The organism is Palleniella intestinalis (assembly GCF_013166595.1).
GTDB classification, from domain to species: Bacteria; Bacteroidota; Bacteroidia; order Bacteroidales; family Bacteroidaceae; genus Prevotella; species Prevotella intestinalis.
In genome coordinates this window covers 127019-140337 of sequence record NZ_JABKKG010000004.1, presented here as the reverse complement: position 1 = coordinate 140337, position 13319 = coordinate 127019, and the positions used below count along the sequence as shown (strand labels likewise).

Below are 13319 nucleotides of genomic sequence, written 5' to 3'. Positions count from 1 at the left end.
ACAAATCCTATCGGATAAATAATACTTTTTTTTCGAAAACAACGATTTCAACTGATACTTATCGAACATCTTTTGAAGAACTAATAACACGACCTTTGATAAAGTTACTATTATTTTCAATCAAATTCTTAAACAATTGAAATTCAATCGCACTCACGTTATTTATCACTTAAGTCCATTCATTGGCATATGTATGCTTAATTCAATCAATATCTATGTCAGAAAACAGGTCTTTTTGATGTTCTTTCTTCACATAGAAATACACATAACGTCCTATTTTCTTTCTTTTCACTTGTTCTAAACCGCCAAGATAGCGTTTCATCTTGTCATCTTTCCAGTCAATGTTCAAACGTCCAACAATATCTTTTGCTGAGATACGTTCTACACTATTAAGAATAGACAGTATGTCCATATCTAACTTTTCCTTTTGCTGTTGATCTGGCGTCTTCAATTCTTCAGGATCTGGTTTCAATATATTTCCTTTTATATCGATAGCTTTGGCTCCTTTTTGAATGAGTTGCAGATTTGCGTTTTTTTCTTTTTTCTCCGGGTATCTTACGAAGATAGGACATTCTTTTCGAAGCCCAGCAATAACGCCAGACCAAGTACCACCTTTGTCATCACTTTGTGCTACAAAAATTTCTGATGCCATTCCATAGATGATAGGGTTACGAGCCATTGCAAATTCCACTGACCAAGGTGCTTTTGGTGCAAAAGTACTCATAACAAGAATTCTTCCTTGTGCTATATGCTTAAAATACTGCTTAAAACCTGAAACAAACGTCATTATACCTTGCGGTAAAACAATTATGCTCTTTCCCTCTGCTCCGACAGCGGAATCTAAAGCTTGTCTGTCAACCCCCTTTGCAAAACCACTAACAACCACCTTATTTTCTGTCACAGCCTTCTTTGCTATATTATCAGTAAAGGAAAGAGATACTGAATCTGCGTTTCTTGATCCTACGATTGCAATTGAAGCATCGTTCAGTAAAGCCTTATTACCTTTTGAGTATATCACCGTAGGGGCATTATACTTCAGATTTTCCTTCAATAGTTTAGGATATTCTCCATGAGTGATAGGCAAAATATCATACCCCTGAGCAATCATCTCCTCAACAAGAAAAGAGTTGTTAGACAACTGTTTTCGTGCTTCATTAAATTGTTCTTTTTCCTCCTCATTCAGCCCTATAACATCCCAATTTGAAGACTCTTCAAACAATTCGATTATTGATATCTGAGGTTTGTGTGTATAACAGTTTACATATATCTCATTCTTGCGTTTTGTCCACATTTTAGGTATTAACGCAAGTGTAATCCAATAAGTCAATTCTTTTTGTATCATATTGTATTTCCTACTGTTTTTGCTATTACGAGAGGAACGATACATTTCGCCCCTTTCTGTGTTAATATTTTACCTATCTCCTTAAGTGTTGCACCACTATCATATATATCATCAAGCAATATAATAGTTTTTCCTCTAACGATATCTTCATCAATGTCAAACACTCCAGCTACATTCTCTTGTTTCCCATATTTATTTTGAAACATCTTCTGTTCTTGTGTAGCACAAATCTTAATCAAATCGTGGCTCAACGGAACACCAATTACATGTGCAAACTTAATTGCGAAATTCTTAACCAAATCTCCTGACTTTGTCGGTGGCACATACAGGAGCAAGTCAAAATGCACCCCTTTGAGTTTTTTACCAAATACAGACAATGTCTTTTTCAAGAGGAAATAAGGAAAATCTCCACCATTCTCATACTTACTTCTATGGAGTGCAGCGCCCACATTGGATACACCATAATATGAAGCCGCATAACCATTTACCAATCGCGAACATTTAGCAAGGTGTTCTTTGATAACCAAGACCTCTTCTTGTGTATAATCAGAGCGCCTGATAACATTTGTATATTCTGTTTGTGAATGCCCGATGACTACTCCAGACTCATCCTTGTTAGTTCTCTCCACAATAATTGTATTAGGAGATATATAACAAACTCGAAAGTCTCCCTTTCTTTTGGTCCAGGATGCCATATCGAGAGACGGGAAATATGTATCTCTAAATTCTTCTAGTTTGTCTGAAAGTTCAGGAACTACTGGTACACTTAGTTTTTCAAGATTGGTGTTGTCGCAATTGGTGTAAGTTGCTTGTTCGTCACTGTCAAGGAAAGAACACAGGTATTCCATTCTTGGCATATCTGTATAGACATACTTCTCCATCGAATGAAGTTCTTGTAACTTCTTTTCTCGCTGTTTCTCGAAATTTTCTATATTAAGTTGTGGAGCATTAAACTGATACTCGTATTTTTTTATTTTGCCATACAGAACTTCCTTAATGATACCTTGGTCTATCAAGTCTGCTTTTATCACTCTCACTTGATTCTGCTTAAGGTTAGCCATCTTTGTTACTTCACGTTCAGACAGTGGCTCCTCCTGCAATAAAGATATTACCTTTTGATATTTATTTGTTGTTGGACGTGCACCTTCTATGAAAGAGCAAGGAAGGAGGGAATCCGTTGCGATTCCATTTTTTTCTTTCTTTTCATTGTAAAACAATATGATACGTGTAGGCTTACCATCACGCCCGGCTCGTCCTATTTCTTGATAATAATGTATTGGTGACGCCGGTATTTGGGTATGAATGATGAAACGAATATCCGGTTTATCTATGCCCATTCCAAGCGCATTAGTTGATATTACGCATTTCCATTGATTCTGCATCAAGCCTTTTTCAATTGACTTCCGCGTCTGAGCATCAAAACCAGCATTGTAATCTGTAGCACTAATACCAACGAACTGGATCCATTTTGCATATATTTCAGTATCGATTCTTGTCCCTGTATAGATAAGGCCTGTGCCTTCAAAAGAATCAAGATTAGAAGCTAACCATATCATCTTCTCATCTTCTGATTGAACTCTAATCACTTGCATATAGAAATTAGGTCGAGCGAGGTTTCCTCTGATGGTCGTAAGTCGGTCACCTATCTGTTGTTCAATGTCATTTTGCACTCTTTTCGTTGCGGTGGCAGTTGTAGCCAGAATTGGCAAGTTGACAGGAAGCAACTGTACAAGACTGATAATTCTACGGAAGGAGGGCCTGAAATCATGTCCCCAAGTTGATATGGTATGTGCTTCATCGATGACCACCATCGACAACTTTATATGGCGAGTGGCTTCTATCCATTCCTTGTTTTCTTGTCTTTCCGGAGCAATATACAAAATCTTGATTTCGTTATTCAATGCACGCTGTATTGCTTCCATATTCTCATCGTGGGATTGTTCCGAGTTAATATAGGCAGCAGAAATACCACGTTGGCATAGGCTACGCACCTGGTCGCGCATCAGGGCAATCAAAGGAGAAAAAACGACAGTGACACCCTCAAACAGAATTGCCGGAAATTGATAACATAGGGATTTGCCGAAGCCTGTACGTTCAATCATAAGGATGCGCTCTCCGCTAAGAATTCTTTCTATGGCGCACCATTGTTCATCATAAAAATGATCCAAGTCGAAAATTTTCTTCAGCCTGATTTCAGCTTCTTGTCTGCTTATTATATATCTCATTATAATTATTTTCTTTTTATTCTTAATGCGCTACAACAAGCATTGATGCGGAGATTACATACAAATATTGGATATAAGACCTCATCACAGTATCAGTGGAAACATTTATGGTTATACATCCATCTCGTACCAGACCTCCTACGCCTCCTATTATAGAATACTATACAGTCTTCATTTTATATAAACCATGTTTGGTATATTTCTACTGCAAAATTAGTGAATAATTTTCAATATCACGAACAAACCAACGAAAAAAAACATTAACTGTATAGAGACTTTATAATTAAACAACGACTTATACACTACATTCTTTGGGCAACAGGTATTTTATTGATTCCGGACCTTCGTTGAAGAGGAGGTCGAGGATGGAGAGGTTGGGAAGGAAACCGTGGCGGTCACGGTAGACTTGGTAATAGGGTTTGGGGGTGAATATGATGTCAACAGGTGGTGCATCTTGTGAGAGTACAGGGGCTGAAGGTCTTGCTTTCGGGGAAATAAGGGTGCGGTAGTCGGGTTGTGTGGGGAGTTGGGAGGAGGGGATGAATTCCTCGGTGAAATCGAAGGAAATGTCGAGGTCGAGGAGGCGGCAGAGGAGTTCGGCGGAGGACATGTTGTAGTCGAGGAGGTAGGTATGGCGGACGGGAGATGCCGGACCTTCGTCGATGAAGAAGGGACGGATGTCATCCTGATAGTACTCGAAGAAGGCGGATTCGCCATAGGCGGTGCAGAGCGCCTGCCAATGGAGGTGGCGCCAGTTGCCGTGGTCGGAGATGCGGATGTCCTTGATGAGGTGGCTGCCGGCGTGGGTCACGGGGATTGTGAGTGCTTGTGTGCCGTCGGCGGTGGCTATGACGCAGCGGTTGCGGTAGGTCTGCTTTAGGAAGGATTCCCGGGCTTCTATGGAAACGCGGGAGCCTATGCAACGGCTCAGGAGTGAGTACCATTGCACAGGCCCGAAATATGTTGTTGAGAGGAGCATTGTGTGTTTATTATGGGACAATATTGACAGTAATGTCAGGAGTGGCAGTAATGTCAAGAGTGACAGTATTGACAATACTGATAGTAATGCCGGGAGCGACAATACTGATAGCAATGCCGGGAGTGACAATACTGACGGCAAATGAGACACCGACAGACAATTACTTGATGTTGTCCACCCATGTGAACAGGCGGTGCCAGCGGATGCCGGAGAAGCCCTTGCGGTCAGGGTCGGAGGACCACCAGATGAAGAGCGGTTTGCCCACGATGTGGTCCTCGGGGACGAAGCCCCAATAGCGGGAGTCTGCGGAATTGTGGCGGTTGTCGCCCATCATCCAGTAGTAGTCCATCTTGAATGTGTAGGACGCGGCTTCTTTCCCGTTGATGAGAATCTTGCCGTCGTCAGTGACAACGAGGTCGTTGCCCTCATAGGTGCGTATAGGACGTTCGTAGACGGCGATGTTGTTGATGTCAAGCTTCACGGACTTTCCCTTCTGTGGAATCCACACAGGGCCGTAGTTGTCGCGTGTCCAGCCCGTCCTTGCATTGAGCGGATAGAGGTCGCCCGTAGGGGAATCGGTGTTTATGGAGATACTCTTGACGATGTCCTTGCGTGATTTAAGCACCTCATAGGCGCGCTTTGTCAGCGGCATACAGCCATACTGGTTGAGTTGCGTGATATCCTCTATGGAGATGCCAAGTGACTCCATGAGGTCTTCTGGGATACGCGATTGGAGCTTGATGTTGTAAGTGTACTGCACATTGTCCGGCTCCTTGTTCGCCTTTCCGTCAAGATAAATGATGCGGTCCTTAATCTGCAAGGTCTGTCCCGGCAGTCCGACGCAGCGCTTCACGTAGTTCTCGCGGCGGTCGACAGGGCGTGTGATGATGTCGCCATACTCGTTAGGATTTTGCCTTATATACTGTTTTCCCGCCTCATAATAAGCGGCATACAGAGCGCGCTGCTGCATTGGCGTAAGAGAGTCTATCGGTGCGTTGAGCTCAATACATTGCTTACCATAATCATACGCCAGCCGGTAGAATTCCGTCGCATAGCGCTCTTCCGAAACGAGTGTGTCGCCCGCAGGATAGTTGAACACGACGATGTCGTTAAGCTCCACCTTGCCGAGTCCTTTTGCACGGCGGTACTCCCATTGCGGGAACTCTATGTAGCTTTTGCATCCGATGAGCGGCATGGTGTGCTGTGTGAGCGGCATGGTGAGCGGAGTCTGCGGTATGCGCGGACCATAGGCTACTTTGCTGACGCAGAGATAGTCGCCTGTGAGGAGTGACTTTTCCAAGGAACTTGACGGTATGACATAGTTCTGAAAGAAGAACAGGTTGATGAAATAGACAGCCACGAGTGCGAAGACGATGGCATCGACCCACGACATGATGAAGCGCGTCATGTCGTCAGAATCGCGCCACCACTGCCAGTTGATCTTGCGTGAGATGTACGCGTCGTAGATGAATGGCACGACGAGGAGTCCCCACCATGACTCCACCCAGTAGAGGAAGAGGAGGTAGAGCACTGTCACAATGGCGAATTTCGCCCATTGCACCGCCTTGTTAGGCTCTTGTTTTTTTATGTTTCTCTTTACCATTTTTGAAAGGTGGGTTGTGTTGGTACCACCGTGGAATATATACGTTTTTAACTATTGGGTTTAGGGGTATAAAAAACACCTGATAATCAGCGTTTTGCAAAAGGTAGTATTTCGCTGTGTGAAAGGTAAGACTTTGCATGGTCAAAGGTAACACTTTGCTTGGTGAAGTGTTACCTTTTGTTTTGCCAATCCCGAACTTGCATAATCCGGCAAGCTGCCTCTGAAGGTGTGGCTCTGCCACACCTTCAGAAACATATCCGAATACAATAGCCGTATGGAAACACGCACAGAGACAATGCTCTGCAACACTTTCTACGACATGTCCGACAGTGCTTTTCCAAGGGCAACAATCCACAACAACGCTGCTTTCAAGTGGAATTGACAGGCGTTTCCTCAGAACTTGAACATATCGTCGATTGTCAGCAGTCCCTCATTCTCCGCCGTGAACTCCGCAGCAAGGACTGCTCCGAGGGCGAATCCTTGGCGCGAATGGGCGTCGTGGGTGATGGTTATGCAGTCAGCCTCGCTGTCGTAAGTGACGGAGTGGATGCCCGGAACCTCACCCTCGCGTATGGAGTTGATTGTCAGTTTGTCAGGGTTAGTGCCCTCCGCAGGAGTCACAGAGCCGTCAGGGTTCGTCACCGTTCCCACCTGCCAGCCGCTCTTGCGGTCAAGGTTGTCCACGATTTGCTCGGCAAGCGTGATGCCGGTGCCCGACGGATGGTCGAGTTTGTGGATGTGGTGCGTCTCTGTCTCCTCCACGTCGTACTGCGGGAAAGAGTTCATGATTTTCGCCAAATACTTGTTGACGGCGGAGAATATCGCCACACCTATCGAGAAGTTTGATGCCCAGAAGAGTGTCTTTCCCTCCTCCTCGCATGCCTTGCGGACATCGGCGCCGTGCTCCTTGAGCCATCCTGTGGAACCGGAGACGACCTTCACGCCTGCCTTCCATGCCTTCAGATAGTTGCCGTAAGCCACATGCGGTGCGGTGAACTCTATCGCCACATCTGCCGAAGCGAACGCCTCGGACTCGAAATCCTGCTGGTTGTCAACGTCAATGATACTGACAATCTCGTGGCCTCGCGAGAGAGCAATCTGCTCTATCATACGCCCCATTTTGCCGTACCCTATGAGTGCTATTTTCATTTTCTTTTTTGAGAGTTGTGGGTTAAAGGTTTTGGGTTATAGGTTATTATGCGTAACCATACTAATGCAAATGTACTCATTTCTTCGCACATACACACACGTACATAACAATATTTAGCATTATTTGTAATGTGTATCTTAAAAAAACATAACAATTAACTATATAATAATGTGAACAAGATTATTTTGAGTATTTTTGCGCCCCGAAACCATTGTGCCCGCAAGGGAAATGCGAGAACAAAGCACTAATCAAGAATAAGAAAACATTACAATAGAATCTACAATGAAAGAGAACTTGGTCATCGTGGAGAGTCCTGCCAAGGCGAAGACTATCGAGAAATTCCTCGGCAAGGAGTACAAGGTCATGTCGTCCTATGGGCACATCCGCGACTTGAAGAAGAAGGAGATAAGCATCGACCTTGAGAGCCTCAGCCCTGAGTATGAGATTCCCGAGGAGAAGAAGAAGCTCGTCAACGAACTGCGCACACAGGCGAAGAAGGCAGACAAGGTCTGGCTCGCATCCGATGAGGACCGCGAGGGAGAGGCCATCTCATGGCACCTTTGCGAAGTGCTCGGGCTGGATGAGCAGAAGACGGAACGCATCGTGTTCCACGAAATCACGAAACCTGCCATACTCGATGCCATAGAGCATCCGCGCCGCCTTGACATGAACCTTGTCGATGCGCAGCAGGCACGCCGCGTGCTTGACCGTCTTGTGGGCTTCAAACTGTCACCGGTGCTTTGGCGCAAGGTCAAGCCGGCTCTCTCGGCAGGACGTGTGCAGTCGGTGGCTGTAAGGCTTATCGTGGAGCGTGAGCGCGAAGTGCAGCATTTCAAGTCGGAGCCTTACTACCGCGTGAACGCCATCTTCACAATCGAAGAAGACGGTCATCCTATAGAGGTCAAGGCGGAACTTGACCGCCGTTTCAAGACTCATGACGAGGCACAGTCATTCCTCGGCAAGTGCCGCACGGCAGAGTTCAAGGTGGCTGACATACAGAAGAAGCCGCTCCACCGCACACCGGCACCACCGTTCACGACGTCCACACTCCAGCAGGAGGCGGCACGCAAACTTGGCTACACTGTCTCCCAGACGATGATGGTGGCACAGCACCTGTACGAGAACGGTCTCATCACCTACATGCGTACCGACTCCGTGAACCTCTCCAAGCTCTGCATCGGCGCGTCAAAGGAGGACATCATCAAGGAATATGGCGAGGAATACAGCCGCCCGCGCAACTACCAGACAAAGGCAAAGGGCGCGCAGGAGGCTCACGAGGCTATCCGCCCGACTTACATGGACAAGGTGAAAATCGAGGGAACGGTGCAGGAACGCCGCCTCTATGACCTTATCCGCAAGCGTACCATAGCTTCACAGATGGCTGACGCTGAGCTTGAGAAGACTCAGGTGACGATAAGCGTCAGCGAAACCGTGGAGAAGTTCATCGCACAGGGCGAGGTGGTGAAGTTCGACGGCTTCCTGAAGGTCTATGCGGAAAGCCGTGACGACGAGCAGCAGGACGAGGAGGACGGACACCTACTGCCGCAGTTCACTGTGGGACAGGAACTTGAGCGCCGTGAGATAACTTCCACGGAACGTTTCTCACAGTCGCCTTTGCGCTACACGGAAGCGTCACTTGTCCATAAACTTGAGGAGCTTGGCATCGGTCGCCCATCAACCTACGCGCCGACAATCTCCACCATACAGCAGCGCGGATATGTCCAGAAGGGCGACAAGAAAGGTGTCGAACGCCAGTATGTCATCGACACCCTGCGCGGAACGGTCATCTCCTCACGCACGAAAAAGGAAATGGCAGGCTCCGACAAGGGCAAACTGCTGCCGACGGACATCGGCATCGTTGTCAACGATTTCCTTATCCGGTTCTTCCCGAACATCATGGACTACAACTTCACTGCCAAAGTCGAGGAGAAGTTTGATGAGATCGCAGAGGGCAAAGAGCCATGGAACGACATGATAAAGGAATTCTACGGCGAGTTTGACAAGACCGTCGAGGCGACAATCAACTCACGTTCGGAACATAAGGCGGGAGAGCGCGAGATAGGAACCGACCCCAAGAGCGGCAAACCTGTATTCGTCAAGATAGGACGCTACGGGCCTGTCGTGCAGATAGGCACCGCCGATGACGAGGAGAAGCCTCGCTTCGCACAGCTTCCGGCAGACAAGTCCATGGAGACAATAACCCTCGAGGAGGCTCTTGCCCTCTTCGCCCTGCCACGCCGCTTGGGCACTTACGAGGGGCATATCATCACTGTCGGCGCAGGACGCTTCGGCCCTTACATCCTGCATAACAAGAAGTATGTGTCGCTGCCTAAGGACATCGACCCCATGAAGGCTGACCTCGAATGTGCCGTACGACTTATTGTCGAGAAGCGCAGGCAGGAGGAGGAGCGTTACATCAAGACTTTCGAAGAGGACGAGAAGATGCAGCTGCTCAACGGACGCTACGGCCCTTACATACAGTTTGACGGCAAGAACTACCGCCTGCCGAAAGCTCTCCATGAGCGTGTACGCGAACTCACCTACGAGGAGTGTATGGAGGTTGTCAACAACCCTGTACAGTCAAAACGCGCGGCAAAGAAACAATAGTCATCCACCCCTGACGCTCCCCTTCCCCATCTGTCTACATGCGGGAAAGGGAGCGTCACGGCATAATGGCAGCAAACGACAACAAAACCATAGGCAGTGCCACCCTCGCTGCCTGAAAACAACAAAATGAAAAGAATCATACTTATTGGCTACATGGGAGCAGGCAAGACTACTGTCGGCAAGGCTCTCGCCAAAAAGCTCGGTCTGATGTTCTACGACCTTGACTGGTACATAGAGTCAAGGATGAGGAAGACCGTCAAACAGCTCTTCGACGAACGTGGCGAAGAGGGTTTCCGCAAGATAGAGCACAACATGCTCCATGAGGTTGCGGAGTTTGAAGATGTGGTACTCGCCTGCGGAGGGGGCACACCGTGCTTCTTTGACAACATGGACTACCTGAACCGCCAAGGGGAGACTGTCTTCCTGAAAGGCGACCCTGACACAATCATCAAGCACCTGCGCATGGGCAGAGGTGTGCGCCCACTGCTGCTGGGAAAGAGCGACGAGGAACTTCTCGCCTACATCAACGAGTCCCTTGCCCAACGCACTCCGTTCTATGAGAAGGCGAAGCACACCATCGACATCATGCCTATGGACAGCTTCGACAAGATAGCGGACACCGTGGACGAGGTGGCCGAACTCATTGAGCAACCGCAATAGTAACGACAAGTATTGACAATTCCGACAGTAACGACAGTATTGACCACAACGACAATACTGACAATATTGACAGTACTGACACTACCGACCAACAATAACCATGAACATAACAATAGTAAAAGTCGGAGGGGCTATCGTCGAGGACGAGGCACAACTCCGCCAACTTATAGACAATTTCGCCAAAATCAAAGGACCTAAGATTCTTGTCCACGGTGGCGGACGACGTGCAACAAAGATCGCCGCACAGCTCGGCATAGAGAGCCACATGGTGGGAGGACGGCGCATCACGGACGCCGACATGCTCGATGTCGTGACAATGGTCTACGGCGGACTCGTCAACAAGCACCTTGTGGCGATGCTCCAGGCAAAGGGCATCAACGCCATCGGACTGACAGGAGCGGACATGGACATCATACGCTCCCACAAGCGACCGCTGAAACGCATGGAGATTGACGGCAAGGAGGAGATGGTGGACTTCGGCTTCGTCGGCGATGTCGACCGCGCTGACGGCAAGGCTCTCATGCAGCTGCTCAAGCAGGGTGCCATACCGGTAATAGCTCCACTGACACACGACGGACAAGGCAACATCCTCAACACCAACGCCGACACAATGGCGGCGGAAACAGCATGCGGAATGGCTGCAGAAGGTGGCAATGTGACCCTCATCTACTCCTTTGAGAAGCGTGGCGTGCTCGCCAATCCTGATGATGACAACTCCGTCATTCCGGTCATCACTCACCGGTCATTTGAGGAGTATAAGGCTGACGGCACTATCTCGGGCGGCATGCTGCCAAAGATTGAGAACGCCCTGAACGCCATCGACCGCGGTGTGGCAAAGGTTGTCATAACCCTTGCGACCGCCATCGACGGCAACTCCGGAACAATGATTATTTAATTTTTGGTCAGTATTGACAATATTGACAACACTGTCAGTACTGACCATCCTGACCCTTAAAACCTCAACCCGAATGCTCTCTTTCCGCAACGACATACTCCCCCTGAAGGACAAGCTCTTCCGCCTCGCTCTGCGCATCACAATGCAGAGGGAGGATGCCGAGGATGTCGTGCAGGAGACGATGATAAAGCTGTGGAGCCGACGCGAAAGCCTTGACACAGTGGGAAACCTTGAAGCCTTTGCCATCACCATCTGCCGCAACACGGCACTCGACCACGTCAAGCGCGCAGCCTCAAGCACCGTTTCCCTCGACGAAGGGATGACAATCCGCGAAGGCTTTGTTAACCCTTACGACAAGATTTACGCACAGGAATCCCTCCGTCATGTCAACAGTCTCATGCTGCAACTGCCTGAAAAACAGAGGGCATGCATGCACCTCCGTGACTTTGAGGGGAAGAACTACCGCGAGATTGCCGACATCATGCAGATGACGGAAGACCAGGTGAAGGTGAACATCTTCAGGGCAAGAAAGGCTATAAAGAGCAAAATGAGTAGCTGCCAATAATAACCCTATCGTCAGTATTGACAGTATTGACACAACCGACAGTACAGACAACATCACCCCACCGACAATACTGACATTATCGACAATACCGTCACTACTGACCAATTTAAAAAACAACCCCATGAACAAAATCCAGAACGTTATCGAAGAGAACGCACGGTGGCGCAAGATGTTAGGTCTCTCCACAATCGAAGGCCTCAACAACGCCATAAGCAAGGGACACGCAAAGAACCTCATACAGGTCTCCGAAGCCCTGCAGGAAAAGGAAATAGTGAAAATCGCCGACCAAATAGCACAACGCCCGGAAATCAGGACGGTGCTCCTTGCCGGCCCTTCATCGTCGGGAAAGACAACGACAAGCAAGCGCCTGAGCATACAGCTCATTGCCGACGGCATCTGGCCTGTGCCTATCTCCCTTGACGATTATTTCCTTGACCGCACACTAACGCCGAGGGACGAGAACGGCGACTATGACTTCGAATGCCTCGGAGCACTCAACATCGAACTGCTCAACGAGCATCTCAACGCCCTCTTCCGTGGCGATGAGGTGGAACTGCCACGCTACGACTTCAAGGAGGGCCGCAGCCTGAAGAGCGGACAGCGACTGCAACTGAAAGGCAACGAGGTGCTTATCTTTGAAGGCATCCACGCCCTTAACCCGGCACTGACCTGTAATGTGCCGCAAAACCAGATATTCCGCCTTTATGCCTCCGCCCTCGTCAGCAACTTCCTCGACGACGGCACACGCATCCCGACAAGCGACAACCGCCTGCTGCGCCGCATCCTCCGCGATGTAAGGCAGCGCGGAGTGTCGGCGGCGGAGACCATACGCCGCTGGCCAAGCGTCAGAGCCGGTGAGGAGAAATGGATATTCCCGTATCAGGAAAACGCCGATGCGGTGTTCAACACCACAATGCTCTTCGAGCTTGCCGTGATGAAGGCACAGGGGGAACGTGCGCTGACAGACGTACTTGCAACCGAGACTGACGCCTACATAACCGATGTGGCAAAGCGCCTCCTTGGCTGGCTCGCACCCGTCCGCTCAATGGAAATGGCCGAAAAGGACATCCCGCCTACAAGCCTCCTCAGGGAGTTCCTCGGAGGAAGCTCGTTTGATTATTGAGAGTTAGGGGAATAGGCTGATGCATCATGACGCAACATGTTTCAACATGCTGCAACACATCCAATCATGACGCAACATGATTAACCATGATGCGTCATGATATATCACCCCATAACCACCTAACCTCCAACAAAAAAACACCGCTTTTAGCATGTTTTCCAATAATTTTC

The 13319-nt window shown here is 48.4% G+C and carries 11 protein-coding genes; 5 read left to right on the top strand and 6 right to left on the bottom strand.

Annotation, left to right across the window (positions count from 1 at the left end; genetic code table 11):
* Positions 1–202 precede the first annotated feature (202 nt).
* From HPS57_RS07115 to dapB, 6 genes are all read right to left on the bottom strand, one after another.
* Positions 203–1342 carry a DNA-processing protein DprA gene (locus HPS57_RS07115; RefSeq protein ID WP_172181590.1) on the bottom strand — a complete coding sequence of 380 codons (1140 nt, stop codon included), beginning with the start codon at positions 1340–1342 and terminating at the stop codon, positions 203–205.
* Positions 1339–3567, bottom strand: coding sequence for a RecQ family ATP-dependent DNA helicase (locus HPS57_RS07110; protein WP_172181588.1), 2229 nt, complete (start codon positions 3565–3567; stop codon positions 1339–1341). The genes HPS57_RS07115 and HPS57_RS07110 overlap by 4 nt, the downstream gene beginning before the upstream one ends.
* A gap of 295 nt (positions 3568–3862) precedes the next feature.
* Positions 3863–4546 (bottom strand): WbqC family protein, encoded by a 684-nt coding sequence (locus HPS57_RS07105; protein ID WP_172181585.1) that lies wholly within the window; start codon positions 4544–4546, stop codon positions 3863–3865.
* A 10-nt stretch (positions 4547–4556) separates the two neighbouring features.
* On the bottom strand, positions 4557–4706 hold the full coding sequence (locus HPS57_RS07100) for a hypothetical protein (RefSeq protein WP_172181583.1): 150 nt from the start codon (positions 4704–4706) through the stop codon (positions 4557–4559).
* Positions 4707–6149, bottom strand: coding sequence for a signal peptidase I (gene lepB, locus HPS57_RS07095; protein ID WP_172181579.1), 1443 nt, complete (start codon positions 6147–6149; stop codon positions 4707–4709).
* A 393-nt stretch (positions 6150–6542) separates the two neighbouring features.
* Positions 6543–7298, bottom strand: coding sequence for a 4-hydroxy-tetrahydrodipicolinate reductase (dapB, locus tag HPS57_RS07090; RefSeq protein WP_172181577.1), 756 nt, complete (start codon positions 7296–7298; stop codon positions 6543–6545).
* Between the two features lie 283 nt (positions 7299–7581).
* Here dapB and topA point away from each other — a divergent pair, with 283 nt between their 5' ends.
* The 5 genes from topA (at position 7582) to HPS57_RS07065 (ending at position 13149) form a co-directional block, all read left to right on the top strand.
* Entirely contained in the window at positions 7582–9906 is a 2325-nt protein-coding gene (gene topA, locus HPS57_RS07085) for a type I DNA topoisomerase (RefSeq protein ID WP_172181574.1), read from the top strand.
* Positions 9907–10032: 126 nt separating this feature from the next.
* Complete coding sequence (locus tag HPS57_RS07080; protein ID WP_172181570.1) at positions 10033–10566, top strand: shikimate kinase; 534 nt, start codon at positions 10033–10035, stop codon at positions 10564–10566.
* 100 nt (positions 10567–10666) lie between these two features.
* Positions 10667–11461, top strand: a complete 795-nt coding sequence (gene argB, locus HPS57_RS07075) for an acetylglutamate kinase (RefSeq protein WP_172181568.1) — start codon at positions 10667–10669, stop codon at positions 11459–11461.
* A 22-nt stretch (positions 11462–11483) separates the two neighbouring features.
* Complete coding sequence (locus tag HPS57_RS07070) at positions 11484–12026, top strand: GFO_1088 family ECF-type sigma factor (RefSeq protein WP_369811469.1); 543 nt, start codon at positions 11484–11486, stop codon at positions 12024–12026.
* 121 nt (positions 12027–12147) lie between these two features.
* On the top strand, positions 12148–13149 hold the full coding sequence (locus tag HPS57_RS07065) for a nucleoside kinase (RefSeq protein ID WP_172181566.1): 1002 nt from the start codon (positions 12148–12150) through the stop codon (positions 13147–13149).
* Positions 13150–13319 lie beyond the last annotated feature (170 nt).

Coding starts and splice junctions, on each gene's coding strand:
- lepB (WP_172181579.1), bottom strand. CDS start 6,149: ATGGTAAAGAGAAACATAAAAAAACAAGAGCCTAACAAGGCGGTGCAA.
- HPS57_RS07110 (WP_172181588.1), bottom strand. CDS start 3,567: ATGAGATATATAATAAGCAGACAAGAAGCTGAAATCAGGCTGAAGAAA.
- HPS57_RS07080 (WP_172181570.1), top strand. CDS start 10,033: ATGAAAAGAATCATACTTATTGGCTACATGGGAGCAGGCAAGACTACT.
- HPS57_RS07065 (WP_172181566.1), top strand. CDS start 12,148: ATGAACAAAATCCAGAACGTTATCGAAGAGAACGCACGGTGGCGCAAG.
- argB (WP_172181568.1), top strand. CDS start 10,667: ATGAACATAACAATAGTAAAAGTCGGAGGGGCTATCGTCGAGGACGAG.
- HPS57_RS07105 (WP_172181585.1), bottom strand. CDS start 4,546: ATGCTCCTCTCAACAACATATTTCGGGCCTGTGCAATGGTACTCACTC.
- dapB (WP_172181577.1), bottom strand. CDS start 7,298: ATGAAAATAGCACTCATAGGGTACGGCAAAATGGGGCGTATGATAGAG.
- topA (WP_172181574.1), top strand. CDS start 7,582: ATGAAAGAGAACTTGGTCATCGTGGAGAGTCCTGCCAAGGCGAAGACT.
- HPS57_RS07115 (WP_172181590.1), bottom strand. CDS start 1,342: ATGATACAAAAAGAATTGACTTATTGGATTACACTTGCGTTAATACCT.